General features: G+C 67.6%; 19 protein-coding genes and 2 tRNA genes. 19 read left to right on the top strand and 2 right to left on the bottom strand.

Features of this window, described 5'->3' with window-relative positions; translation table 11 throughout:
• Positions 1-303: 303 nt before the first annotated feature.
• Entirely contained in the window at positions 304-498 is a 195-nt protein-coding gene (locus RNB18_RS27080) for a hypothetical protein (RefSeq protein ID WP_020136157.1), read from the top strand.
• A 150-nt stretch (positions 499-648) separates the two neighbouring features.
• Positions 649-1,077, top strand: coding sequence for a DUF7144 family membrane protein (locus RNB18_RS27075; RefSeq protein ID WP_311716701.1), 429 nt, complete (start codon positions 649-651; stop codon positions 1,075-1,077).
• Positions 1,078-1,135: 58 nt separating this feature from the next.
• Here RNB18_RS27075 and RNB18_RS27070 read toward each other — a convergent pair.
• Positions 1,136-1,209: transfer RNA gene (locus tag RNB18_RS27070), tRNA-Gly, on the bottom strand.
• 742 nt (positions 1,210-1,951) lie between these two features.
• On the opposite strand from RNB18_RS27070, the gene RNB18_RS27065 reads away from it, so the two are divergent.
• The 5 genes from RNB18_RS27065 to clpX all read left to right on the top strand — a co-directional run bounded on the left by RNB18_RS27065 (position 1,952) and on the right by clpX (position 6,688).
• Positions 1,952-2,028, top strand: a tRNA-Pro gene (locus tag RNB18_RS27065).
• Between the two features lie 195 nt (positions 2,029-2,223).
• Positions 2,224-3,624, top strand: a complete 1,401-nt coding sequence (gene tig, locus RNB18_RS27060; RefSeq protein ID WP_311716700.1) for a trigger factor — start codon at positions 2,224-2,226, stop codon at positions 3,622-3,624.
• A gap of 277 nt (positions 3,625-3,901) precedes the next feature.
• On the top strand, positions 3,902-4,510 hold the full coding sequence (locus RNB18_RS27055) for an ATP-dependent Clp protease proteolytic subunit (protein WP_062043785.1): 609 nt from the start codon (positions 3,902-3,904) through the stop codon (positions 4,508-4,510).
• 49 nt (positions 4,511-4,559) lie between these two features.
• Positions 4,560-5,240, top strand: coding sequence for an ATP-dependent Clp protease proteolytic subunit (locus RNB18_RS27050; protein ID WP_020136160.1), 681 nt, complete (start codon positions 4,560-4,562; stop codon positions 5,238-5,240).
• A gap of 161 nt (positions 5,241-5,401) precedes the next feature.
• Positions 5,402-6,688, top strand: a complete 1,287-nt coding sequence (gene clpX / locus RNB18_RS27045; protein ID WP_007382022.1) for an ATP-dependent Clp protease ATP-binding subunit ClpX — start codon at positions 5,402-5,404, stop codon at positions 6,686-6,688.
• A 72-nt stretch (positions 6,689-6,760) separates the two neighbouring features.
• On the opposite strand, the gene RNB18_RS27040 is transcribed toward clpX, so the two are convergent.
• Positions 6,761-7,774, bottom strand: a complete 1,014-nt coding sequence (locus RNB18_RS27040; protein WP_311716699.1) for a hypothetical protein — start codon at positions 7,772-7,774, stop codon at positions 6,761-6,763.
• Positions 7,775-7,910: 136 nt separating this feature from the next.
• Here RNB18_RS27040 and RNB18_RS27035 point away from each other — a divergent pair, with 136 nt between their 5' ends.
• From RNB18_RS27035 to RNB18_RS26980, 12 genes are all read left to right on the top strand, one after another.
• A complete protein-coding gene (locus RNB18_RS27035) occupies positions 7,911-10,535 on the top strand; it encodes a valine--tRNA ligase (protein WP_311716698.1) in 2,625 nt (874 codons plus the stop codon).
• Positions 10,536-10,641: 106 nt separating this feature from the next.
• Positions 10,642-12,126 carry a bifunctional tetrahydrofolate synthase/dihydrofolate synthase gene (gene folC, locus RNB18_RS27030; protein WP_311716697.1) on the top strand — a complete coding sequence of 495 codons (1,485 nt, stop codon included), beginning with the start codon at positions 10,642-10,644 and terminating at the stop codon, positions 12,124-12,126.
• 9 nt (positions 12,127-12,135) lie between these two features.
• Complete coding sequence (locus RNB18_RS27025) at positions 12,136-12,492, top strand: DUF4233 domain-containing protein (RefSeq protein ID WP_311716696.1); 357 nt, start codon at positions 12,136-12,138, stop codon at positions 12,490-12,492.
• Between the two features lie 64 nt (positions 12,493-12,556).
• Positions 12,557-12,970 carry a nucleoside-diphosphate kinase gene (gene ndk, locus RNB18_RS27020; protein WP_057615965.1) on the top strand — a complete coding sequence of 138 codons (414 nt, stop codon included), beginning with the start codon at positions 12,557-12,559 and terminating at the stop codon, positions 12,968-12,970.
• 309 nt (positions 12,971-13,279) lie between these two features.
• Complete coding sequence (locus tag RNB18_RS27015; protein ID WP_004931372.1) at positions 13,280-14,299, top strand: rod shape-determining protein; 1,020 nt, start codon at positions 13,280-13,282, stop codon at positions 14,297-14,299.
• Between the two features lie 115 nt (positions 14,300-14,414).
• Positions 14,415-15,362, top strand: a complete 948-nt coding sequence (gene mreC / locus RNB18_RS27010) for a rod shape-determining protein MreC (protein WP_311716695.1) — start codon at positions 14,415-14,417, stop codon at positions 15,360-15,362.
• An 11-nt stretch (positions 15,363-15,373) separates the two neighbouring features.
• On the top strand, positions 15,374-16,051 hold the full coding sequence (gene mreD, locus RNB18_RS27005; RefSeq protein ID WP_311716694.1) for a rod shape-determining protein MreD: 678 nt from the start codon (positions 15,374-15,376) through the stop codon (positions 16,049-16,051).
• 131 nt (positions 16,052-16,182) lie between these two features.
• Entirely contained in the window at positions 16,183-18,432 is a 2,250-nt protein-coding gene (gene mrdA / locus RNB18_RS27000) for a penicillin-binding protein 2 (protein ID WP_311716693.1), read from the top strand.
• The gene (gene rodA / locus RNB18_RS26995; protein WP_311716692.1) at positions 18,429-19,628 is read left to right on the top strand and encodes a rod shape-determining protein RodA; all 1,200 of its coding nucleotides are present in this window, start codon (positions 18,429-18,431) and stop codon (positions 19,626-19,628) included. The genes mrdA and rodA overlap by 4 nt, the downstream gene beginning before the upstream one ends.
• A 63-nt stretch (positions 19,629-19,691) precedes the next feature.
• Positions 19,692-21,191: a CYTH and CHAD domain-containing protein gene (locus tag RNB18_RS26990; protein ID WP_311716691.1), complete on the top strand. Its 1,500-nt coding sequence runs from the start codon at positions 19,692-19,694 to the stop codon at positions 21,189-21,191.
• Positions 21,192-21,280: 89 nt separating this feature from the next.
• On the top strand, positions 21,281-23,260 hold the full coding sequence (locus tag RNB18_RS26985) for a TIGR03960 family B12-binding radical SAM protein (RefSeq protein WP_311716690.1): 1,980 nt from the start codon (positions 21,281-21,283) through the stop codon (positions 23,258-23,260).
• Between the two features lie 509 nt (positions 23,261-23,769).
• Positions 23,770-25,980 carry a tetratricopeptide repeat protein gene (locus RNB18_RS26980; RefSeq protein ID WP_311716689.1) on the top strand — a complete coding sequence of 737 codons (2,211 nt, stop codon included), beginning with the start codon at positions 23,770-23,772 and terminating at the stop codon, positions 25,978-25,980.
• The last annotated feature ends 13 nt before the right edge of the window (positions 25,981-25,993 follow it).

Here is a 25,993-nt window from a genome sequence, read left to right as displayed (position 1 = left end):
CCGACTTCAACAGGTCTGCATTGTCAGGATTCATCCATCTGAAATGCCGCATAGCGACAGCCTTCGCAGGTCTGTGTCGACCATTCGAATTTGCTGCGAACGGGATGTGCGGAAGCGGTGGGTGAATGTGGGTCAACACCGAAAGGAACCGGCCAGGGGGTGCGGAGCGTGTATCGGCATGGCCAAACGTTGCCTCACCGGCCGCATATGCGGGCCTCGTTGGTGGCACGATGGTTCTGGCGGGGGTCGCGGGGTCGCGTCCCCGGGCCGGGAGAGCGGGACCGACCGAGGGTGTGATGAGTTGTGGCCATTTCGCTGTCAGTGGTGCTGCTGTTGGGGATCATCCTGGTGGTGTTGATGCGGGGAGGATCCATCAAGGCCGGCCCCGCCATAGTCGCGGTGCTCTTCGGCTTCTTCCTCGCCTCGACCGGGATGGCCGACGACATCCAACGCTTCCTGGACTCGATAGCGGACACCATCAACTCGATCCAGTTCTAGCCCGGACCACCGGACGAACACGACGAAAGCGGGAGGAGTTCACGGTCTCGCCCCAGTCGCGGTGCCGAAGGATTGCGGTGATCCTGTCAGTGGAGCGTGGCCGGCGTCCGTTGCGCGTCGGCGACCGTGCTGTACAGGAAGGTGGCGGCCATGGCAGCGACGCCGAGCGAGACACGGCGAGGGTACGGGAGGCCGGGCGGCAGCGAAGGACTCAGCGGCCCGTCCCTGTTCGCCGGGGCCGCGCTGATGCTCAGCGGGCCGCTCAGCATTCTCATGGGTGCGTCCGGCATCGCGGACGACACCTTGTTCGCCGCCTCCCGGTACTCCTATCGGTTCGACCTGACCGCTTGGGGCTGGATTCACCTTGTGGTCGGACTGGTACTCGTCATCGCCGGCCTCGGGGTCGTGACGAACAAGAGCTGGGGGCGCGGGGCCGGCGCGGCGGCGGCAGGCATCAGCCTGATCACCCAGTTCATGTTCGTTCCGTACTACCCGGTGTGGGCCATCCCCGTGATGACCCTCGACCTCTTGATCATCTTTGCGCTGACGAGGTTCCATGTCGCAACCGACGGTCGGTGAACCAAAAACGATCAGGGTCAGGCGGAGGATTGATCCTCTGACCTGGCCCTGAGTCGTATGGAGCGGGCGACGGGAATCGAACCCGCGTAGCTAGTTTGGAAGACTAGGGCTCTACCATTGAGCTACGCCCGCACAGCACGCGCCGCGGTCCGGTGACCGACGGCACGAAGGCATCGTACCGGGTCGTCACCCCTCGTCGCACACCCCTTCCGCCCTGCCCGTCGAACGCACGGCCTACGGAAACGGCGCACCGGGGCGCGCAGGGGCGCTGTCGCAGGGGTCACGCGCCGCTGGCGACGGGAACGCCGCGCCCGGACACCAGTGCCGGGAAATCGTGTCCGTCGAACGCCCTGAGTGTCCTCGCCCCGGGCCACGCGCGGGCGGTCCCGATCCCGCCGACGCCCACCCGCGCGGAAGGGCCGCCACCGCAGTGGGCTGCGGAACACCGCGGTCCGCGCCATCCACATCGGCCGACGCCGCCCCGGCCCGCTGGTGGGTGCGCTCGCCGCGTGTGTCCCTTGCGGTGGGCGCCTCGCGCGTCGTGCGCAGCCTGTCGCCGGAGCATGAGCGGGCCGACCCGCGACGCGCCGCTCGCGAGGCGTGACAACCACTCCCACTCGGCTACCGAGGTCGGGGTGGGCTGCGGGAGGCCCGGCCTCGGGCGCCCGGGGCTCGCGGTACGTGTCCGTTTGCTTCGACGCGCGGTGCGTGTCGGGTGTGCTCCGTGTCGAAGTGCGGGCGGGCACTTCGTGACGGCGCGGCGTGGCTGCTCCAGGCACCCCGGGGGAGGCGCGCGGGGCATGGTTCTGGCTGGCGCTCGCGAAATGCGGCAACCCCGCTGCCTGCGGGCATGTACCCTACGTGTCGCACCAGACGGGGTGTGGCGCAGCTTGGTAGCGCGTCCGCTTTGGGAGCGGAAGGCCGTGGGTTCAAATCCCGCCACCCCGACCACCTGCGCGATCACCTCGCGCGGCCGTACACAGTGATCGCCTTTGGGGCGTGTCGCCGCTGCCGTTACTATGCAAGCTGCACGCCCGTGTGCCTCATCCTCTGGATCTCCACTGGAAGTCCTCCGGGCGGCGAATCCGCCGGAGCCGCTCTGGCTCCGGCAGAAACCAAGAAGTCAGCCCCCAAGGAGACCGAACCGTGAAGAGCGCCGTGGAGACCCTGAACCCGACTCGGGTTCGGCTCAGCATCGAGGTGCCCTTCGAGGAGCTCAAGGACAGCCTCGACGCGGCGTACAAGAAGATCAACCAGCAGGTCACGGTGAAGGGCTTCCGGAAGGGCAAGATCCCGGCGCGCGTCATCGACCAGCGGTTCGGCCGCGGTGCGGTGCTGGAGGAGGCCGTCAACGACGCGCTTCCGAAGTTCTACACCGAGGCGGTCAACGAGGCCGAGATCGACGTCCTCGGCCAGCCCGAGGTCGACATCACCGAGCTGAAGGACGGCGAGACGCTGAACTTCACCGCCGAGGTCGACGTCCGCCCGGCCATCGAGATCCCGGACTACTCCGGCATCGAGGTCGAGGTCGACGCGGTCGAGGTCAGCGACGAGGACGTCGACAAGGCCGTCACCGAGCTGCGTGAGCGCTTCGCCTCGACCTCCCCGGTCGAGCGCGCCGCCGAGGACGGCGACGTCATCACCATCGACCTGGAGGCCAAGGTCGAGGGTGAGGTGCTGGAGGACGGCGTCGCGAGCGGCGTCTCCTACACCATCGGCTCCGGCGAGCTGCTGGACGGCATCGACGACGCCGTGAAGGGCCTGGAGGCCGGTGGCGAGGCCACCTTCACCTCCGAGCTCAAGGGCGGCTCCGCGGCCGGCAAGGAGGCCGAGGTCACCGTCAAGGTCACCCAGGTCGCCGCCCGCGAACTGCCCGAGCTGGACGACGAGTTCGCGCAGCTCGCCTCCGAGTTCGACACCCTCGACGAGCTCAGGGCGGACAGCCGCAAGCGCCTCGAGAACATGAAGCAGTACGACCAGGCCACCCAGGCCCAGGAGCGCGTCCTGGAGAAGCTCCTGGAGCTCGTCGAGGTGCCCGTCCCCGAGAAGCTGCTCGAGGACGAGATCAACACCCGCAAGCACAACCTGGAGCACCACCAGCTCGGCCAGATGGGCCTCGACCTCGAGAAGTACCTCGAGATCCAGGGCAAGACGGCCGAGGAGTTCGACACCGAGACCAAGGAAGCCGCGGTCAAGGGCATCAAGACCCAGTTCGTGCTGGACGAGCTCGTCAAGCGCGAGAAGCTGAACGTCAACCAGGAGGAGCTCACCGAGCACCTCATGCGCCGCGCCGCCTCCTCCGGCATGTCCCCCGACCAGTTCGCCCAGGCGGTCGTCGAGGGCGGTCAGGTCCCGCTCCTCGTCGGCGAGGTCGCCCGCGGCAAGGCCCTGGCCGTCGTGGTCGAGGCCGCCACGGTCAAGGACACCAACGGCGAGGTCGTCGACCTGGAGGACGACGAGGACGAGACGGCCGCGGCCCCTGCCGAAGACGCCTCGGCCGCCTCCGAGGACGCCCCGGCCGAGGCCGAGGAGAAGACCGAGGGCTGAGCCCACGGCACCTTGCAGGTCGTAGGACGGGCCCCCGGGGACTTGCGTTCCCCGGGGGCCCGTCCCGTCGTACGGGACGGCGGCCGGCCCCAGGGGCGCTACGCCCCCGGCGAACACCCCGCTTACCGGGATTCTCCGAAGGGACCAGCGCGTTAGGGTCCATAACTACGAGGGCAGGGAAGTCCCCGACTGCCCCAGCCCCGCACGGAACACGCAGGGAAACGTGAGACGGCCCGGCGCCGTCGTAAGACGAGCAGGTGGATACGTGACGAATCTGATGCCCTCCGCCGCCGGCGAGCCTTCCATCGGTGGTGGCCTCGGCGACCAGGTCTACAACCGGCTGCTCAACGAGCGGATCATCTTCCTCGGCCAGCCGGTCGACGACGACATCGCGAACAAGATCACCGCACAGTTGCTGCTCCTTGCCGCTGCGGACCCCGACAAGGACATCAACCTCTACATCAACAGCCCCGGCGGCTCGATCACGGCCGGCATGGCGATCTACGACACCATGCAGTTCATCAAGAACGATGTGATGACGATCGCGATGGGCCTCGCCGCCTCGATGGGCCAGTTCCTGCTCAGCGCGGGCACCCCGGGCAAGCGTTTCGCCCTTCCGAACGCCGAGATCCTGATCCACCAGCCCTCCGCCGGCCTGGCCGGCTCGGCCTCGGACATCAAGATCCACGCCGAGCGGCTGCTGCACACCAAGAAGCGCATGGCCGAGCTCACGGCCCAGCACACGGGTCAGACCGTCGAGCAGGTCACCCGTGACTCGGACCGCGACCGCTGGTTCGACCCCGAGGAGGCCAAGGCGTACGGCCTCATCGACGATGTCATCGCCACGGCTGCCGGTATCCCGGGCGGCGGCGGCACCGGGGCCTGAGCCCCGTAGAGCCCCTCAGCCGACCGCCTAAGCCCCTAGGAGACAGACAGTGAACGACTTCCCCGGCAGCGGCCTCTACGCCCGCACCGAGGCCGAGTACACCGGCCCGCGCGCCGAGTCCCGCTATGTGATCCCCCGGTTCGTCGAGCGCACCTCGCAGGGCATCCGCGAGTACGACCCGTACGCGAAGCTCTTCGAGGAGCGCGTGATCTTCCTCGGCGTGCAGATCGACGACGCCTCCGCCAACGACGTCATGGCGCAGCTGCTGTGCCTGGAGTCGATGGACCCCGACCGGGACATCTCCGTCTACATCAACAGCCCCGGTGGCTCCTTCACCGCGCTGACCGCGATCTACGACACCATGCAGTTCGTGAAGCCGGACATCCAGACGGTCTGCATGGGTCAGGCGGCCTCCGCCGCCGCGATCCTGCTCGCCGCCGGTACGCCCGGCAAGCGCATGGCGCTGCCCAACGCGCGCGTGCTGATCCACCAGCCCTACAGCGAGACCGGCCGCGGTCAGGTCTCCGACCTGGAGATCGCCGCCAACGAGATCCTCCGGATGCGCGCGCAGCTGGAAGACCTGCTGGCCAAGCACTCCACCACGCCGATCGAGAAGATCCGTGAGGACATCGAGCGCGACAAGATCCTCACGGCCGACGACGCCCTGGCGTACGGCCTGATCGACCAGATCATCTCCACCCGGAAGATGAACAACGCCGCCGTCCGCTGACGCGGACCCCGTAGGATATGCCGCCCCTTGGCACAGTGCACGTCAAAGTGAACCCTGCCAAGGGGGGCCCGAACGGGGGGCCCGGCAAGGTACCGTCGGACATAAGGCAGCACCAGGAGCCGCTGGACCTAGGCGTCTCCCAGGCGAAGGGGAAGCACACCGTGGCACGCATCGGTGACGGCGGCGATCTGCTCAAGTGCTCGTTCTGCGGCAAGAGCCAGAAGCAGGTCAAGAAGCTCATCGCAGGGCCTGGTGTGTACATCTGCGACGAGTGCATCGATCTCTGCAACGAGATCATCGAGGAGGAACTCGCGGAGACGAGCGAGGTGCGCTGGGAGGAACTCCCCAAGCCCCGCGAGATCTACGAGTTCCTGGAGGGCTATGTGGTGGGCCAGGAGTCGGCCAAGAAGGCCCTCTCCGTGGCGGTGTACAACCACTACAAGCGCGTCCAGGCCGGCGAGAACGGCGGCGGCAGCAGCCGTGACGACGCGATCGAGTTGGCGAAGTCCAACATCCTCCTGCTGGGCCCCACGGGCTCCGGCAAGACGCTCCTCGCGCAGACGCTGGCCCGCATGCTGAACGTCCCGTTCGCGATCGCCGACGCGACGGCGCTCACCGAGGCGGGATACGTCGGCGAGGACGTCGAGAACATCCTGCTGAAGCTGATCCAGGCGGCCGACTACGACGTCAAGAAGGCCGAGACCGGGATCATCTACATCGACGAGATCGACAAGGTCGCGCGGAAGAGTGAAAACCCGTCGATCACGCGGGACGTGAGCGGCGAGGGCGTGCAGCAGGCGCTCCTGAAGATCCTCGAGGGCACCACGGCCTCGGTTCCGCCGCAGGGCGGACGCAAGCACCCGCACCAGGAGTTCATCCAGATCGACACGACGAACGTCCTGTTCATCGTGGGCGGTGCCTTCGCGGGCCTGGAGAAGCTCATCGAGTCCCGGGCGGGCGCGAAGGGCATCGGCTTCGGCGCGACGATCCGCTCCAAGCGTGAGCTGGAGGCCAAGGACCAGTTCGAGGACGTCATGCCCGAGGACCTGGTCAAGTTCGGCATGATCCCCGAGTTCATCGGCCGTCTCCCGGTCATCACGAGCGTGCACAACCTGGACCGGGAAGCCCTCCTCCAGATCCTGGTCGAGCCCCGCAATGCGCTCGTCAAGCAGTACCAGCGCCTCTTCGAACTCGACGGCGTGGAGCTGGACTTCGAGCGCGAGGCCCTGGAAGCCATCGCCGACCAGGCCATCCTCCGCCAGACCGGCGCGCGCGGCCTGCGCGCCATCATGGAAGAGGTCCTCCAGGGCGTCATGTACGAGATCCCGTCCCGCAAGGACGTGGCCCGCGTCGTCATCACGGCGGACGTCGTCCACTCCAACGTGAACCCGACCCTGATCCCGAGGGACGCCCGCGGGCGGGGCCCGGGCGAGCAGAAGACGGCGTAGCGACAGCACGCAGCACATCCGAAGGGGCCCCGGTCAACCGACCGGGGCCCCTTCGGTGTCGAGTCCTCGGCGTCAGGCCTTGACGCGAACTTCCTTGCGGAGCTTGGCCGTCATGTCGGCCGCGCCCGAAAGGTCCGCCGTCTTTCCGGCCATGGCGTCCGCCATGTCGATCGGGATGACCACACCCAGCGTGCTGTGGTCGCCCCAGATGCACACCGGCATGCTGATCGAGCTCGGACCGGAGCCGGAGCTGTCGGAGACCTTCGTCTCCTGGCACTTGAGGACCGCGCCGTCGAGGCCGGCAGGTGTGTACGCCTTCGGGCTGCCGACGGCCTCCCCCTCGGAGTCCTTCTCGGCGCTCTTCTTCATCTCGGCGAACATGGCGTCGACGACCTTCTCGGGGTCGTCGATGTCGCCGTAGACGCCCATGAAGTTGACCATCTTCATGGCGAGGTAATTGGTCGCGTCGCCGGACTGGTAAGTGGCGCTCACGTCCTTGGCGTTCTTCACGCCGTGCTTCTCGGCGTCCTTGACGTCGTCCGCGCTGAAGCCGTCGCCGTCGGCGCTCGCGGACTTCTTGTAGTCGGTGAGGACCGTGGCCGGCGTGCTCAGCGTGTGCGCCCCGTCGTCCGCGATGTCCGAACCGCCGCCGCCGTTGCCGCCCCCGCCGATCACGAGGTACGCCCCCACCGCGATCGCGGCCACGACCGCCACCGCGCCGATGATGATGCCGATCTTCTTGCCGTTGCCGCCGCCCGGCGCCGGGGGCTGCGGGGCGCCGTAGGGGGCCTGGCCGTACGGCGGCTGCTGGCCGTACGGGGCCTGCTGGCCGTAGGGAGCCTGCGGCTGGCCGTACGGCGGAGTCTGCGGCGGCACCCCGCCCTGCTGCGGATAGCCGTAACCCGGCTGCTGCGCGGGCTGCTGGGGCTGCGGTGGCTGCTGGGGGTAGCCGTAGCCGGGCTGGGGCTGGCCCTGCGGAGCCTGCGGCGGCTGGCCGTAGGGGCCCGGCTGGCCGTACGGCCCGGGCTGCTGCGGCTGACCGGGCTGCTGGGGCTGCCCGTACGGGCCCGGCTGGTTGTGACTCATCTCTGGGTTCCCCTCCAGATGCTTATGTGTTCCCGACATCCTGGCTCAGGTACAGGCGCCACACGGCATTGGGGCCCCCACCGTTACAGAGCAAACACGTTTCGGGACACGCCCGGGACACCTCTAAACTGACCCCGTGACCGAGAACGCTCAGCAGCAGCCCACAGCGCCCATCACCGAACTGCCGACCCAGTACACGCCGGCCGAGGTAGAGGGGACGCTGTACGAGCGCTGGGTGGAGAAGGGTTACTTCACCGCCGACGCGAAGAGCGACAAGCCCCCGTACACCATCGTCATCCCGCCGCCGAACGTCACCGGCTCGCTCCACCTGGGCCACGCCTTCCAGCACACGCTCATGGACGCGCTGACGCGCCGCAAGCGCATGCAGGGCTACGAGGCGCTGTGGCTGCCGGGCATGGACCACGCCGGTATCGCCACCCAGAACAAGGTCGAGCAGCAGCTCGCCGAGGAGGGCAAGTCCCGACACGACCTGGGGCGCGAGGAGTTCGTCGAGCGCGTCTGGCAGTGGAAGGAGGAGTACGGCGGCCGGATCCTCGGCCAGATGCGTCGCCTCGGTGACGGCGTCGACTGGAGCCGCGAGCGCTTCACGATGGACGAGGGCCTCTCCAAGGCCGTCCTCACCATCTTCAAGCGGCTCTACGAGGACGAGCTGATCTACCGCGCCGAGCGCATCATCAACTGGTGCCCGCGCTGTCTGACGGCCATCTCCGACATCGAGGTGGAATACCAGGAGGACGCGGGCGAGTTGGTCTCCATCCGCTACGGCGAGGGCGAGGACAGCCTCGTCGTCGCGACCACGCGCGCGGAGACGATGCTCGGTGACACCGCCGTCGCCGTCCACCCGGACGACGAGCGGTACAAGCACCTCATCGGCAAGCAGATCAAGCTCCCGCTCACCGACCGCACCATCCCGGTCGTCGCCGACACCCACGTCGACCCCGAGTTCGGCACGGGCGCGGTCAAGGTGACCCCGGCGCACGACCCGAACGACTTCGAGATCGGCCGCCGTCACGACCTGCCGTCCCTGACGATCATGGACGAGCACGGCGTCATCACCGTCCACGGCCCCTTCCTGGGCCTGGACCGCTTCGAGGCCCGCTCGACCGTCGTCGGCGCCCTCAAGGAGCAGGGCCGCATCGTCGCCGAGAAGCGCCCCTACATGCACTCCGTGGGCCACTGCTCGCGCTGCAAGACCACCGTCGAGCCGCGCCTGTCCATGCAGTGGTGGGTCAAGGTCGGCCCGCTCGCCAAGGCGGCCGGCGACGCCGTCCGCGACGGCCGCGTCAAGATCCACCCCGAGGACATGTCGAAGCGCTACTTCGACTGGGTCGACAACATGCACGACTGGTGCATCTCGCGCCAGCTGTGGTGGGGCCACCGCATCCCGATCTGGTACGGCCCGGACGGCGAGGTCGTCTGCGTCGGACCCGACGAGGAGCCGCCCACCGGCGAGGGCTGGACCCAGGACTCCGACGTCCTGGACACCTGGTTCTCCTCCGGCCTGTGGCCGTTCTCCACGCTCGGCTGGCCCGAACAGACCGAGGACCTGCGGAAGTTCTATCCGACCGACGTCCTGCTCACCGGCCACGACATCATCTTCTTCTGGGTCGCCCGGATGATGATGTTCGGCCTCTACGCCATGGACGGCGAGGTCCCCTTCCACACCATCGCGCTGACCGGGCTGGTCCGCGACGAGTTCGGCAAGAAGATGTCGAAGTCGAACCCGAACGCGGTGGACCCGCTGGTCTGGATGGACGCCTACGGCTCCGACGCCGTCCGCTTCACCCTCGCCAACGGCGCCAACCCGGGCGCGGACGTGCCGATCGGCGAGGACTGGGTCAAGGCCTCCCGGAACTTCACCAACAAGATCTGGAACGCCACCCGCTTCGCCCTCATGAACGGCGCCACGGTCGAGGGCCCGCTGCCGGATGCCTCCGAGATGTCGGCGACGGACCGCTGGATCCTCTCCCGCCTCAACACCACGGTCGCCCAGGTCGACGCGTACTACGACGACTACCAGTTCGCCAAGCTCGCCGACGCGCTCTACCACTTCGCGTGGGACGAGGTCTTCGACTGGTACGTCGAGCTGTCGAAGACGACGTTCTTCGCGGGCGGCGAGCAGGCCAGGGTCTCCGGGCGGGTCCTCGGCGAGGTCCTCGACGTGACGCTGCGGCTGCTGCACCCGGTCATCCCGTTCGTGACGGACGCCCTGTGGACCACCCTGACCGGCGGCGAGTCCCTCGTCATCGGCGAGTGGCCGGCCGACAGCGGCTTCCGGGACAAGGACGCCGAACTCGAGATCGAGCTGGTCCAGCGGGTCGTCACCGAGGTCCGCCGGTTCCGCAAGGACCAGGGCCTGAAGGACGGCCAGAAGGTCCCCGCCCGTCTGGAGCTCGACGGCACCGCCCTCGCGCCCCACGAGGCCGCCATCCGTCAGCTCCTGCGCCTCCAGCCGGAGGGCGAGGGCTTCGCGGCCACGGCGACCCTCCCGGTCGCGGGCGCCACGGTCGCGCTCGACCTCTCCGGCACGATCGACGTGGCGGCGGAACGCAAGCGCCTCGCGAAGGACCTGGCGGCGGCCGAGAAGGAGAAGGCCCAGGCGAACGCCAAGCTCGGCAACGAGGCGTTCCTCGCGAAGGCCCCGGACAACGTGGTGGACAAGATCCGCGGCCGCCTGGCCAAGGCGGACGAGGACATCGCGAGGATCAAGGCTCAGCTGGACGGTCTGCCTCAGCAGTAGTGCTTTTTAGGGGCGCGGGGAACTGCGCGATCAACCACAAACCTCCCCGCGCCCGCCAAACAGGACCAGCCACCCCCTTCCATAGGCGCGGCCCTAAACTGGCCATGTGAGTGACACGGACCCCTTCGACGAGATCGTCGCCGCCGAGACCGACCGAGACCCCGACCTCGCGGTCATCGAGGCCGGCAGCCGCACCTTGCGCACCCAGGGCGCCCCGCCGGAGGCCGACGTCCCCGGACGCCCCGAAGACCCCGAGGTCGACAAGGCCCTGCGTGCGGTCGAAGCGGCGCTGGCCGCCCGCTGGGGCGAGACCAAGCTGGAGCCCTCCGTCAGCCGCATCGCCGCACTGATGGACGTCCTGGGCGAGCCGCAGCGGTCGTACCCCTCGATCCACATCACGGGGACGAACGGCAAGACCTCCACGGCCCGCATGATCGAGGCCCTCCTCGGCGCCTTCGAACTGCGCACGGGCCGGTACACCAGCCCCCACGTCCAGTCGATCACCGAGCGCATCAGCCTGGACGGCTCCCCGATCTCGGCCGAGCGGTTCATCGAGACGTACGAGGACATCAAGCCGTACATCGAGATGGTCGACGGCCAGCAGGAGTACCGGCTGTCCTTCTTCGAGGTGCTGACCGGCATGGCGTACGCCGCCTTCGCGGACGCGCCCGTCGACGTGGCCGTCGTGGAGGTCGGCATGGGCGGCTCCTGGGACGCCACCAACGTCATCGACGGCGATGTCGCCGTGGTCACCCCCATCGACCTCGACCACACCGACCGGCTCGGCGAGACGCACGCGGCGATCGCCACGGAGAAGGCCGGGATCATCAAGCAGGACGCGACCGTCATCCTGGCCCAGCAGCCGGTCGAGGCGGCGCAGGTGCTGCTGAAGAAGGCCGTCGAGGTCGACGCCACCGTCGCGCGCGAGGGCCTGGAGTTCGGGGTCGTCTCGCGGCAAGTTGCCGTGGGCGGCCAGCTGGTGACCCTGCGGGGCCTCGGCGGCGAGTACGAAGAGGTCTACCTCCCGCTGCACGGCCCCTACCAGGCACACAACGCGGCCGTGGCGCTCGCCGCCGTGGAGGCGTTCTTCGGTGTGGGCGCCCAGCGCGCGGACCGCCTCGACATCGACACCGTCCGCAAGGCCTTCGCGGCCGTCTCCTCCCCGGGCCGCCTCGAAGTCGTACGGCGTTCCCCGACCGTCGTCCTGGACGCCGCCCACAACCCTGCGGGCGCCCGCGCCACCGCCGAGGCGGTCGGCGAGGCCTTCGACTTCAGCCGGCTCATCGGCGTGGTGGGCGCGAGCGCCGACAAGAACGTACGGGGGCTTCTCGAGGCCTTCGAGCCGATCTTCGCCGAGGTCGTGATCACACAGAACTCCAGTCACCGCGCGATGGACTCCGACGAGCTCGCCGCGATCGCCGTCGAGGTGTTCGGCGAGGAGCGCGTGCAGGTCGAACCGCGGCTGCCGGACGCGCTGGAGGAGGCGATCACGCTGGCCGAGGAGGACGGCGAGTTCGCGGGCGGCGGAGTACTCGTCACCGGGTCGGTCATCACGGTCGGCGAGGCCCGGCTGCTGCTGGGAAGGGGCTGAGTCCCGAGCATGCGTACGCTCTGTGCTTCCACGCTGATCGGCGAGTTGTTCGTCATCGGCTTCGCCGGACTGGTCGCGATGAAGGACCCCGACCTGGCCACCTCCACGGTGTGGACGGTCAGCGGTATCGCCATGTTCCTGTGCCTCGTGCTGTGCGGGCTGGTGACCCGGCCCGGCGGCGTCGCCCTCGGCTGGGCCCTCCAGATCGCCCTGATCGCCTCCGGTTTCGTCTTGCCGACCATGTTCTTCATGGGCGCGATCTTCGCGGCACTGTGGTGGGCCTCCGTGCACTACGGCCGGAAGATCGACGAGGCCAAGGCGAGATTCGCCGCCCAGGCCGACTCCCCTGCACCTGACGCTGTGTGACGAGCGCACCGACACGCCCTGTAATCTCGTCCCACCGCACATGTCAGCAGGCAAGGAGCCCCTCGTGAGCCAGCGCACCCTCGTCCTCCTCAAGCCCGACGCCGTCCGTCGTGGCCTGACCGGCGAGATCATCAGCCGTATCGAGCGCAAGGCCGGCTGGCAGATCACCGCGCTGGAGCTGCGCACCCTGGACCAGGACACGCTGGAACAGCACTACGGCGAGCACAAGGGCAAGCCGTTCTACGAGCCGCTGGTGGAGTTCATGGCCTCCGGTCCGGTCGTCGCGCTGATCGTCGAGGGCGAGCGGGTCATCGAGGGCGTCCGCGCGCTGGCCGGCCCGACCGACCCGATCGCCGCCGCGCCCGGCTCCATCCGCGGCGACTACGGCGTCATCGTCCGGGAGAACCTGATCCACGCGTCGGACTCGGAGGAGTCCGCCGAGCGCGAAGTGAAGATCTTCTTTCCTGGGCGCGCATAGGTTTCCTGCGTAGGTTCAGTGGCATTTTCTGACAGGCTGTCAGTTCATCCGCCCGTCTGACCTGGGACGGCCGTACATTTTCGGCCGTCCTTCGGCATATGCGTGCCGATCGGGGGAACGAGTGCTCCCTATGGACCGTCTCCACAAGCGGGGCGGCTTTACATCTGCTGACAATGGCGAAGACCCTCGCGCAGTGTTCGTGCAGGCGCGTCTACGATGGAAGCCTTCACGTCACAGCACCCACTTCGCCGACCTGAAAAGCCCTCAAAAGCTCCCGGGAAGGCCAGACGAATCCTGATGGGGAACTCAATGTCGTTCATCGGCCGTGACATGGCTGTCGACCTCGGGACCGCCAACACGCTGGTGTACGTCAGGGGTCGCGGGATCGTACTCAACGAGCCGTCCGTCGTCGCGATCAACACCAACACCGGTGGCATCCTCGCGGTCGGCGCCGAAGCGAAGAAGATGATCGGGCGGACCCCCGGCAACATCGTTGCCGTGCGGCCGCTGAAGGACGGTGTGATCGCCGACTTCGAGATCACCGAGCGGATGCTCCGCTACTTCATTCTGAAGATCCACAAGCGGCGGTATCTCGCGAGGCCGCGCGTCGTCGTGTGTGTCCCCTCGGGCATCACCGGCGTCGAGCGCCGCGCCGTCATCGAGGCGTCGTCCCAGGCCGGCGCCCGCCAGGTGCACATCATCGAGGAGCCCATGGCGGCCGCCATCGGTTCCGGCCTGCCGGTCCACGAGGCCACGGGCAACATGGTGGTGGACATCGGCGGCGGCACCACGGAGGTCGCGGTCATCTCCCTCGGCGGTATCGTCACCGCCCAGTCCATCCGCGTCGCGGGTGACGAGCTGGACAATGCGATCATCCAGCACATCAAGAAGGAGTACTCCCTCCTTCTGGGTGAGCGGACGGCCGAACAGATCAAGATCACGATCGGTTCGGCGTACGACCTCGACGCTGACGAGCACACCGAAATCCGCGGCCGGGATCTCGTCTCCGGGCTGCCCAAGACCGTCGTCATCTCGGCCGCCGAGGTCCGCAAGGCGATCGAGGAGCCCGTCAACGCGATTGTCGACGCCGTCAAGACGACCCTGGACAAGTGCCCGCCGGAGCTCTCCGGCGACATCATGGACCGCGGCATCGTCCTCACCGGCGGTGGCGCCCTGCTGCGCGGGCTCGACGAGCGGCTGCGCCGGGAGACCGGCATGCCGATCCACATCGCCGAGGACCCGCTCGACAGCGTGGCGCTCGGCTCCGGGAAGTGCGTCGAGGAGTTCGAGGCGCTTCAGCAGGTGCTGGACGCGCAGCCGCGCAGATGACGTAATTCTTCGATTCCGCCGTACGAGATGATCTCCTCTCGTACGGCGGATCGTTGATATAGAGGCATAAACTCCCACAAACGCAACTCCAATAAGAAGGGCACGGCCGCCGCACGTGAGGGACACACGAGAGAGCCGGCTGCTCCTGGTGCTGCTGATCGCCGTCGCGTTCGCGCTGATCACGGTCGACATCCGCGGCGGGGAGGACTCACCGGTCGACGGCGCCCGCCAGGCCGCGGCCGCCGTGTTCGGCCCGATCGAGGACAGTGTGTCGACCGCGGTCAACCCGGTCGGCAACGCCGTGTCGGCCGTCCGCGACTCCGGCGAGCGGCACGACCGGCTCGCCGAGTTGGAGAAGGAGAACTCGGCCCTCAAGGCGAGACTCGGCAGCGACGACCGCAACTCCAGCCGTCTCAAGCAGCTCGACAAGATGCTGAAGATCGCCGGGCAGGGTCAGTACGGCATCAAGGGCGCCGAGGTCATCGCCATAGGAGCGGCCCAGGGCTTCTCCTGGACGATCACCGTCGACGTCGGCGCCAACGACGGCATCCAGCGCGACATGACCGTCCTCAACGGCGACGGCCTGGTCGGCCGCGTCACCACGGTCGGCCCGAACACCGCCACCGTGCTCCTCGCCAACGACCCCGACTTCACCGTCGGTACCCGCATGGAGGCCACCGACGAGCTCGGCTTCGCCTCCGGCCAGGGCGACCGTCCGCTGCGCGTCGAACTCCTCAACGGCAAGGCCGAGGTGAAGAAGGGCGACCGCCTGGTCACCTTCGGCTCGCAGGCCGACAAGCCCTTCGTCCCCGGCGTCCCGGTCGGCGTGGTCTCCCGCGTCGACCCCTCCGGCGGCGACCTCACCCGCACCCTCTACGTCACGCCGTACGTCAGCTTCACCAAGCTCGACATCGTCGGCGTCGTCGTCCAGGCCCCGAAGAAGGACCCACGCGACACGGTCCTCCCGGCCAAACCGAAACCGACGCCCACGCCGACCGTGACGGTCACCGTCACCCCGTCCGCCAATGCGCCGGTCGACGGCGAGATCCAGCAAGAGCAGTAGGAGCTGTAATCATGCGCGTCAACCGGATCCTGCTGTCCTCCGCCCTGGTCGTGGTCGCCCTGGTCCTCCAGGTGAGTGTCCTCGCCCGCCTCCACCTCCCGGGCGCCGTCCCCGACCTGCTGCTCCTCACCGTCCTCGGCCTGGCTCTCGTCTACGGCCATGTCGGCGGCGCCCTCGTCGGCTTCGGCGCCGGCCTCCTCGCCGACCTCGCCCCGCCCGCCGACCACGCGGCCGGCCGCTACGCCCTGGTGCTGTGCGTCATCGGCTACCTCGCCGGCCTCGCCAAACCGGAGAACGGCAGACTCAAGTCGGCCACCGGCCCCATGGTCGTCGTGGTCGCCGCCGCCATCGGCACCACCCTGCTGTACGCCGGTGTCGGCGCCCTCGTCGGCGACACCGCCGCCCGCCATGTCGGCCTCGGCAGCCTGCTGTTCACGGCCGCCCTGTACGACCTGCTGCTCGCCCCCTTCGTCGTCCCCGGCATCATGGCGCTCGCCCGGCGCGCCGAGAACGACCCGCTCGCCGAGACCGGCTCCGCGGCCAAGTCGGCGAACATCTCCTCCGGGTGGCTGTCCTCGGGCACCGGTCTGAAGATCGGCGGCCAGCGGGGCGGCCTCGGGAGCCTGAAGACGAAGGCACGGACCCGGACCACGCGGGTGGGCCGCATCAAGGGGGTCAAGCGGCTGTGAGGGCGGGCGAGTTCAGCAGAGGCAATTTCACCCGAACGGGTGCGCCGGGGCGGAACGCGGGTTCACAGGTCCGCCGTTCATCATTCGTACGCGCACACACGTCGGCGCACTGAGAGGGGGCGGACACCGCAGTGACCAACATTCCCGAGACCGGGCGGACCCCACGGGTCCAGATCCGGCTCGTCGTGATCCAGATCCTCGTCCTCTCCCTCCTCGGCACCCTCGGCGGCCGCCTCTGGTACCTCCAGATCCGCGAAGGCGACGCGTACGCCAAGGAAGCCTCCGGAAACCACGTCCAGCAGGTCGTCGACCCCGCGGTGCGCGGCTCGATCCTGGACGCCCGCGGAGTGCCTCTCGCGGACAACGAGACCCGGCTGGTGGTCTCCGCCTCCCGCACCGACCTGCTGAAGATGAAGGACGACGGCAAGGCCGTCCTCACCAAGCTGGGCAAGGTCCTCGGCATGTCCGCCAAGGACGTCATGCAGAAGGTCCGGCTGTGCGACGCGAAGACGCCCCAGCCCTGTTGGAACGGCTCGCCGTACCAGCCGATCCCCATCACCGACGAGGCCACCCCCAAGCAGGCCCTGCAGATCCGCGAGCGCGCCGAGGACTTCCCCGGCATCACCGCCGAACCCGAGGCCGTGCGCCGCTATGCCGCCCCCGGCAAGTCCAACGCCGCTCAGGTCCTCGGATACCTCTCGCCGGTCACCGACGAGGAGATCACCAAGGCCCAGGACACCGATTCGCCCTACCTGCGCTCCGACCAGGTCGGCCGCTCGGGCCTGGAGCGCCAGTACGACAAGGCACTGCGCGGCAAGGCCGGCGTCACCCGCTACGAGGTCGACAACCTCGGCCGCGTCATCGGCGAGGCCGAGGCCGACGCGGCCCAGCCCGGCGCCAACCTCGTCACCAGCATCGACGCCCGCGTCCAGCGAGTCGCCGAGTACGAGCTGCACGAGGCGATGAAGACCGCCCGCAAGCAGTTCGACAAGATCACCGGCGAGAACTACAAGGCCGACTCGGGCGCTGTCGTCGTGATGGAGGCCAAGACCGGCCGGATCGTGGCGATGGCGTCCGCCCCGACCTACGACCCGAACGTCTGGGTCGGCGGAATCTCCGCCAAGGACTACAAGAAGCTCACCGGCAAGGGCTCCGACTACCCGCTGCTCAACAGGGCCATACAGGGTCAGTCCGCACCCGGTTCGACGTTCAAGGTCGTCTCCACGGCCGCCGCGGTCGAGGCCGGCTACGAGTGGGACGGCGGCTACCCGTGCACCAGCTCGTACTCGGTGGGCGGCCAGGTCTTCAAGAACTTCGAGGGGGAGAGCTTCGGCCCGATCTCGCTCGGCCGCGCCCTGGAGGTCTCCTGCGACACCGTCTTCTACGGCCTCGCCGACCGGGAGTGGAAGAAGGACGGCGGCATCAACCCCAAGAAGGGCGAGCCGAAGGACTACTTCTACAAGGCCGCCCACCAGTTCGGCCTCGGCAAGGAGACCGGCATCGACCTCCCCAACGAGGTCACCGGCCGCGTCCCCGACCGCCAGTGGAAGGAGTCGTACTGGAAGGCCAACAAGGACAGCTGGTGCAAGACCGGCAAGAAGGACGGCACCTACGTCGAGAAGATCGCGTACGAGAACTGCCTCGAGGGCAACAAGATGCGCGAGGGTGACTCCATCAACTACTCCATCGGTCAGGGCGACACCCTCGTCACCCCGATCCAGGAGGCCAGGATCTACGGGGCGCTCGCCAACGGCGGGACCATATACCAGCCGAGCATCGGCAAGGCGATCATCAGCGCCGACGGCAAGACCGTCCGGGAGATCAAGCCCAAGGCGACCGGGAAGCTTCCGGTCAGCCAGGCCGCCCTCAAGGGCATGGACACCGCCCTGGAAGGCGTCGTCACCCGCGGTACGGCCGCCTGGAAGTTCGGCGGCTGGCCGCAGGACAAGATCCCGCTGCACGCCAAGACCGGCACCGCCGAGGTCTACGGCAAGCAGACGACGTCCTGGCTGGCCACGTACTCCAAGGACTACACGGTCGTCATGACGATCGCCCAGGCCGGCACCGGCTCCGGCGCCTCGGGTGAGGCAGTGCGCCACATCTACAACGCCATGTACGGCGTCTCGGCCGACGGCACCATCGACAAGAAGAACGCACTGCTGCCGACCCCCGAGAAGAGCCTGCCGAAGGTCCAGACGGACGGGACCATCAAGTCCCCGAAGGTCGCCAAGGACCCGGCCAAGGACCAGCGGGTGAGCCAGGAGGGCGCGCCCGAGCCGGACGAGACACAGCAGGCGGCGACCGTGAACACGCCGACCACCGGGAACCGTGACACCCGGAGGCGGCGCCGCAAGAGGGGGAGCCGGAGGATGCTCACATGACCGGGGCGAACAGCTTCCAGGTCTCCGGGTACGGCCCCGCGCGCGCGGGCTGGACCCGGCTGCTGGCCCGCGACTCGCTCGCCCGCCGACTGGACTGGCCGATACTGTTCTCGGCCCTCGCCCTGTCCATGATCGGCTCGATCCTGGTCTTCTCGGCGACCCGCAACCGCACCGAGATCAACCAGGGCGACCCGTACTACTTCCTGATCCGCCACCTCATGAACACCGGCATAGGGTTCGCCCTGATGATCGGCACGGTGTGGGTCGGCCACCGCACCCTGCGCACCGCCGTGCCCCTGCTGTACGGCGCCTCGCTCTGCCTGATCCTGCTGGTCCTCACCCCGCTGGGCTCCACGGTCAACGGCGCCCACTCCTGGATCGTGATCGGCGGCGGCTTCTCGCTCCAGCCCTCGGAGTTCGTGAAGATCACGATCATCCTGGGCATGGCGATGCTGCTCGCCGCCCGGGTCGACGCGGGCGACAAGCCCTACCCCGACCACCGCACCGTGCTCCAGGCCCTGGGCCTCGCCGCCGTACCGATGCTGATCGTGATGCTCATGCCCGACCTCGGGTCGGTCATGGTCATGGTCATCATCGTGCTCGGGCTGCTGCTCGCCTCCGGCGCCTCCAACCGATGGGTCTTCGGACTGCTCGGCGCGGGCACGGCCGGTGCGATCGCGGTCTGGCAGCTGCACATCCTGGACGAGTACCAGATCGCCCGCTTCGCCGCCTTCGCCAACCCGAGCCTCGACCCGGCGGGCGTCGGCTACAACACCAACCAGGCGCGCATCGCCATCGGTTCGGGAGGTCTGACAGGCGCGGGCCTGTTCCACGGTTCGCAGACCACCGGCCAGTTCGTGCCCGAGCAGCAGACCGACTTCGTCTTCACCGTCGCCGGCGAGGAGCTGGGCTTCGTCGGCGCGGGCCTGATCATCGTTCTGCTCGGGGTCATCCTGTGGCGGGCCTGCCGGATCGCCCGCGAGACCACCGAGCTGTACGGCACGATCGTGGCCGCCGGAATCGTGGCGTGGTTCGCCTTCCAGTCCTTCGAGAACGTCGGCATGACCCTCGGCATCATGCCGGTCACCGGTCTGCCCCTGCCGTTCGTGTCGTACGGAGGATCGTCGATGTTCGCTACGTGGGTCGCGGTCGGGCTGCTGCAGTCGATCAGAGTGCAGCGGCCGATGTCGGCCTAGCCGGGTCGGCCGGGCGGCGGCGGCCCTCTGCCGTAACCGCCCGCTGACCACTAGATTCGAATCATGGCGGACACAAAGCGGGAGATCGAGCGGAAGTACGAGTCCGACGACAGCGGCCTGCCCGATCTGACCGGAGTCGCCGGAGTCGAGGCCGTCGTCGACAAGGGCGTCGCACACCTGGACGCCACCTACTACGACACGGCCGACGAACGCCTCGTGGCGTCCTCGATCACCCTGCGCCGCCGCACGGGCGGATCGGACGCGGGCTGGCACCTGAAGTTGCCCGTGTCCGAGGGCGTGCGCGACGAGATCCGGGCCCCGATCTCCGACACCCTCCCCGACGAACTCGCCGCCCTGGTCCGCTCCCGGGTCAGGGAGGTCGAGCTGCTGCCGGTGGTCCGACTGCGCTCCGACCGTGATGTGCGCCACCTCCTCGACGCCCAGGGGCGCTTGCTCGCCGAGGTCAGCGTGGACGCCGTGCACGCCGAGCGGCTCAGCGGCGGCGTCGGCGACGCCCAGTGGACCGAGATCGAGGTGGAGCTCGCCGACGGCGGCGACCCGGCCTTCCTCGACAAGGTCGAGAAGCGGCTCCGCAAGGCGGACGTACGGCCGTCCGCTTCCCCCTCGAAGCTGGCCCGGGCCCTCGCGGAGACGGCCCCCAAGAAGGAGAGCCCCGTCACAGCGGATCCGGTGACCGCCGGCGACCACGTCCTCGCGTACGTCCGCGCCCAGCGGGACGCGATCCTCGAACTCGACCCGGCCGTCCGCCAGGACGCCGAGGACTCCGTGCACAGCATGCGCGTCGCCACCCGCCGGATGCGCAGCACCTTCAAGTCGTACGGCACAGTCCTCGACCGGGACGTCACCGACCCGATCGGCGACGAACTGAAGTGGCTGGCCGGCGAACTGGGCGTGGACCGGGACCGCGAGGTGCTGTCCGAGCGCCTGACCGCGGCTCTCGACGAGGTGCCGCAGACGCTGGTCTACGGGCCGATCGCCTCGCGACTGAGCACATGGGCCGGTGACCGCCCCGGCGGAGCGAGCGCCCGGCTGATCGGCGTCCTGGACTCCCGGCGCTACCTCGCCCTGCTCGACACCCTGGACGCGCTGATCGCCGACCCGCCGCTGCTGAAGGCGGCCGGGAAGAAACCCCACAAGGTCATCGCCAAGGCCGTACGGAAGGACTTCCGGAAGGTCGCCGGGCTCGTCGGGCAGGCGCTCGAGCTGGAGCCCGGAACCGACCGGGACACCGCGATCCACGAGGCCCGCAAGAAGACCAAGCGCACACGCTACGCGGCCGAATCGGCCCGCCCGGTCCTCGGCAAGCCGGCCAAGACCATGGTCAAGTCCATGAAGTCGCTCCAGAACCTGCTGGGGGAGCACCAGGACAGCGTGATGGCCCGGCAGACCCTGCGCGAGCTGTCCGCGGTCGCCCACGCGTCGGGGGAGAGCGCCTTCACCTACGGGCTGCTCCACGGGCGTGAGGAACAGCGGGCGGCGGCCGTGGAGGCCGAACTGCCCGCCTTCTGGGACGGCATCAGGGGCGAGGCGGACGCCCTCTGACCTTCCGGGCGTACGGGGGGTGGTCGCAGCCGCGTTACGCTAGATGGTCACCCCTGTCAGTTCAGTCCAGCCCACCGAAGGTTCGCGAGATGCCTGCCGAAGTCGCTGCGGCCGCAGAGTCTGTGTTTCCGCAGCTCGAAGCTCTGCTCCCGCATGTGCAGAAGCCGATCCAGTACGTCGGCGGAGAGCTCAACTCCACCGTCAAGCCGTGGGAGTCCTGTGACGTCCGCTGGGCACTGATGTACCCGGACGCGTACGAGGTCGGTCTGCCCAACCAGGGCGTCATGATCCTCTACGAGGTCCTGAACGAACAGGAGGGCGTCCTCGCCGAGCGCACCTACAGCGTGTGGCCGGACCTGGAGGCCCTGATGCGGGAGCACCACGTCCCGCAGTTCACCGTGGACAGCCACCGGCCCGTGGGTGCCTTCGACGTGTTCGGCCTGTCCTTCTCCACGGAGCTGGGCTACACCAACATGCTGACGGCGCTGGACCTGGCGGGCATCCCGCTGGAGTCCAAGGACCGTACGCTCGACGACCCGATCGTGCTGGCCGGCGGCCACGCGGCCTTCAACCCCGAGCCGATCGCGGACTTCATCGACGCGGCGATCATCGGCGACGGCGAGCAGGCCGTGCTCGACATGACGAAGATCATCCGTGAGTGGAAGGCGGAGGGACGGCCGGGCGGCCGCGAGGAGGTCCTCTTCCGCCTCGCGAAGACGGGCTCGGTGTACATCCCCGCGTTCTACGACGTCGAGTACCTTCCCGACGGCCGTATCGCGCGCGTGGTCCCCAACAAGTCGGGCGTCCCGTGGCGTGTGTCGAAGCACACGGTCATGGACCTCGACGAGTGGCCGTACCCGAAGCAGCCCCTCGTCCCCCTCGCGGAGACGGTCCACGAACGCATGTCGGTCGAGATCTTCCGCGGCTGCACCCGCGGCTGCCGCTTCTGTCAGGCGGGCATGATCACCCGCCCGGTCCGCGAGCGCTCGATCACGGGCATCGGCGACATGGTGGAGAAGGGCCTGAAGGCGACGGGCTTCGAGGAGGTGGGTCTTCTCTCGCTCTCGTCGGCGGACCACTCGGAGATCGGCGACATCGCGAAGGGCCTGGCGGACCGGTACGAGGAGGACAAGATCGGCCTGTCCCTCCCCTCCACCCGCGTCGACGCCTTCAACGTGGACCTGGCGAACGAACTGACGCGCAACGGCCGCCGTTCGGGCCTGACCTTCGCCCCCGAGGGCGGCTCCGAGCGCATGCGCAAGGTCATCAACAAGATGGTCTCGGAAGAGGACCTGATCAGGACGGTCTCCACGGCGTACGGCAACGGCTGGCGCCAGGTGAAGCTGTACTTCATGTGCGGCCTGCCGACGGAGACCGACGAGGACGTCCTCCAGATCGCGGACATGGCGACGAAGGTGATCGCCGAGGGCCGCAAGGTCTCCGGCCAGAACGACATCCGCTGCACGGTCTCGATCGGCGGCTTCGTCCCCAAGCCCCACACGCCCTTCCAGTGGGCCCCGCAGCTCTCGGCGGAGGAGACGGACGCCCGCCTGGCGAAGCTCCGCGACAAGATCCGCGGCGACAAGAAGTACGGCCGCTCGATCGGCTTCCGCTACCACGACGGCAAGCCCGGCATCGTGGAAGGCCTGCTGTCGAGGGGTGACAGGCGGATCGGCGCCGTGATCCGCGCGGTCTACGAGGACGGCGGCCGCTTCGACGGCTGGCGCGAGCATTTCTCCTACGACCGCTGGATGGCCTGCGCAGACAAGACGCTGCCCGCCTTCGGCGTGGACGTCGACTGGTACACGACCCGCGAGAAGACGTACGAGGAAGTCCTCCCCTGGGACCACCTCGACTCCGGCCTCGACAAGGACTGGCTCTGGGAGGACTGGCAGGACGCCCTCGACGAGACGGAGGTCGAGGACTGCCGGTGGACGCCTTGCTTCGACTGCGGGGTGTGCCCGCAGATGGACACGGCTATACAAATCGGTCCGACCGGGAAGAAGTTGCTTCCGTTGACGGTCAAGAATGCTGGTCCGGCGCCGGCTTCGAGTGGTCACTCGCACTGAGGTGAGTGAGGCACTCGATCGGATGGTTGAGGCGCTGGCGGGGGCGGGTGAAGACGAAGTGGCTGCTGCGCTAGCTGCGGTCGGTGCCTCCCGCCCGCGCCCGTTGGCGTCGTCGGCTTTGTACAGGACGCCGCTTCCGGACGCGCGAGGGGGCTCGCAGATGATTTGCGAAGTGGAGTGGGTCGATTCCGCGGAGACCTCTTAACACTGACATGCGCACTGAGGACAGCAGCTTCAGCACGTCTGGAGGGGACGCGATGGCGGGGGAGCCGGCTGGTAAGCAGGACGTGAGCAACTCTGTATCGGGTGGTTCTCTGAGGAATCTCGTGCAGGCCGGAACTATCAACGGCCTCACCATCCAGCTGACATCCGGCGATGATGTTCCCCGCTACCTTCGGGACCCTGGGCTATGGCCGTTGTCCAATGAGTGGGACCCTGTGCAGGCAGGCGCTCACCGTGCCCGGCGCGGCACGGATGGCAGCCTCGTGCCCCCGTACATACCTCGGGACGTGGACTATGAGTTGCGGCGGCAACTGCAGCTGGCTGAGACCGAGGGTGGCCTCGTCCTGTTAGTTGGGGACTCAACGGCAGGTAAGACGCGCGCCGCATACGAGGCCATGCACGCCGAGTTGCCGGAGCGTCGAGTCGCGCGCCCGACGCAAAGCAGGGATCTATTTGCTGCAGTAGATGTAATGGGAAGAACTGCAGTGCCCTCGGTGCTGTGGCTTGATGATTTGGAACGATTTCTCGGGAATGACGGCCTCGATCTTGCTCTGCTCGATGAACTGATCCGCCTGCGGCTACCTGCCATTGCCACAATGCGCCTTCAACAATATGAAAAATTTAGCCCGCAGAATCGTGACCGTGCCGGAGCACAGGTACTTAGAGCGATTGATCCCATCAACATTCCGCGGATCTGGTCGGCGGAGGAGCTCGGTCGTGCTGCAGAGTGTGATGACGGACGCATCGTGGAGGCACTCACCCGCCACGGTCCCTACGGAATCGCTGAGTATGTGGCTGCAGGGCCATTTCTCCTTGCGGAGCTCGATCGGGCCCGCCAAGCGGCTGCTGGCCATGCGCGTGGGGCTGCCTTGGTCATGGCAGCTATTGACTTGGCCCGTACCGGGCTGCACCCGCCTTATTCACTCACCCTCCTAACCGCGCTCCACGAACACCACCTCTCCGCATATGGTGGCGCGCTGCTTCGCCCTGAACCTTTAGAGGACGCAATCCGTTGGGCCACAGAAATCCGCTACGGCGTCACGAGCCTCCTCCTCCCTGCAGAAGATCCCCAGGCGTGGGACGTTTTTGACTATTTGAAGGATCACATCAAGACTTCTGTGCCCAGGTGTGCATGGACGGCAGCCTTGGAGCACGCCACGGGCGAGGATCAATTCGCCGTAGGGCTCGCTGCTGCCGAGGCCGAAATTTATGACATCGCTGAAGCTGCCTGGCGTCCCCTTGCCGCAAAGAGTCTGATGGTTGCCCACAACCTCGGAGTTCTTATGTGTCACCAGGAAGGGAGGGAAACGGAGGCGGAAGCGTTCTTTCGTGCTGCACTCGCGGACGGGTACAAGAGTACCGCAACCAATTTGGGCCTCCTGTTGTCCAAACAACAAGGCAGGGAGGTGGAGGCCGAGAAGTTTCTCCGTGATGCACTTGATCACGGGCACGGCGTAGCGAACAACCTTGGTCTTCTGCTTGTCGAGCAGCAAGGGCGGGAGAGGGAAGCTGAAGAATTCTTCCTCATAGCGCTTTCCAATGAAGAAGCAGCTGATGCGAATAATAACCTTGGTCGTTTACTGTCGCGTCAGGAGGGGCGGGAGGATGAAGCCGAGGCGTATCTGCGTGCTGCTCTCGCTATGGAAGAACCTACCCATGCCATTTACAATTTGGGCCTTCTTCTGTACCGGCAGGAGGACCGTAGGGCTGAGGCAGAGGAGTACCTTCGTAGGGCGCTGGCCTCTGGAGATACTCAAGCGGCCTACTTCCTAGGGGACCTTCTCAGTGAACAGGAGGGACGGGAGACGGAGGCAGAGGAGCTTTTACGTGCTGCGCTGGTCACGGATCTTGCCAGCACGGCTGCGTATGACCTTGGTCAGTTAATGATGCACGCAGGGCGGCAAGCGGAAGCCGAGGCGATGTACCGCTTTGCGGTCGAGAGAGGAAACGCAAGCGCCGCAAACAATCTGGGCAACATCTTGTCCAAGCAGGAAGGGCAGGAAGCCGAGACTGAGGACCTGTATCGGGTTGCACTGGCGTCCGATACCGCGTCTGTTGATGCTGCCTACAACTTAGGCATATTTCTGTCAGATCAGCCTGGGCGAGAATCCGAAGCCGAGGAGCTCTACCGCACCGCGTTGAAATTTGGGCACGAGCAGGCTGCCAAAAACCTAGGGCACCTCTTGGCGAGGCAGCCTGGGCGGGAGGGAGAGACCGAAAACTACTTCCGCCTCGCTCTGTCCGCTGGAGATCCCGACGCCGCATTCAACCTCGGTGTTCTCCTGGCAGAGCAGGAGGGGCGAGAGGATGAAGCAGAGAAGTTCTATCGCATGGCCTATTTAGGAGGGGATGACGAAGCTGCAAACAATCTCGGCCTCCTTTTGGCCAGACAGAAGGGACGGGAGGCTGAGGCGGAGCGGTTCTTTAGTATCGCTCTTGCTGCCGGTGATCCTTACGCCGCCGAAAATCTGGAGATCCTTCGGTGGCTGACTGGGTAGATTTCTAGGCGTG

It is taken from the genome of Streptomyces doebereineriae, from assembly GCF_031845645.1.
Taxonomy (GTDB): domain Bacteria; phylum Actinomycetota; class Actinomycetes; order Streptomycetales; family Streptomycetaceae; genus Streptomyces; species Streptomyces canus.
This window is presented reverse-complemented; position numbering and strand designations above follow the sequence as displayed.

Coding starts and splice junctions, on each gene's coding strand:
- mreD (WP_311716694.1), top strand. CDS start 15,374: ATGCGCGTCAACCGGATCCTGCTGTCCTCCGCCCTGGTCGTGGTCGCC.
- RNB18_RS26990 (WP_311716691.1), top strand. CDS start 19,692: ATGGCGGACACAAAGCGGGAGATCGAGCGGAAGTACGAGTCCGACGAC.
- RNB18_RS27015 (WP_004931372.1), top strand. CDS start 13,280: ATGTCGTTCATCGGCCGTGACATGGCTGTCGACCTCGGGACCGCCAAC.
- rodA (WP_311716692.1), top strand. CDS start 18,429: ATGACCGGGGCGAACAGCTTCCAGGTCTCCGGGTACGGCCCCGCGCGC.
- RNB18_RS27025 (WP_311716696.1), top strand. CDS start 12,136: ATGCGTACGCTCTGTGCTTCCACGCTGATCGGCGAGTTGTTCGTCATC.
- RNB18_RS26985 (WP_311716690.1), top strand. CDS start 21,281: ATGCCTGCCGAAGTCGCTGCGGCCGCAGAGTCTGTGTTTCCGCAGCTC.
- RNB18_RS27040 (WP_311716699.1), bottom strand. CDS start 7,774: ATGAGTCACAACCAGCCGGGCCCGTACGGGCAGCCCCAGCAGCCCGGT.
- RNB18_RS27055 (WP_062043785.1), top strand. CDS start 3,902: ATGCCCTCCGCCGCCGGCGAGCCTTCCATCGGTGGTGGCCTCGGCGAC.
- RNB18_RS27075 (WP_311716701.1), top strand. CDS start 649: ATGGCAGCGACGCCGAGCGAGACACGGCGAGGGTACGGGAGGCCGGGC.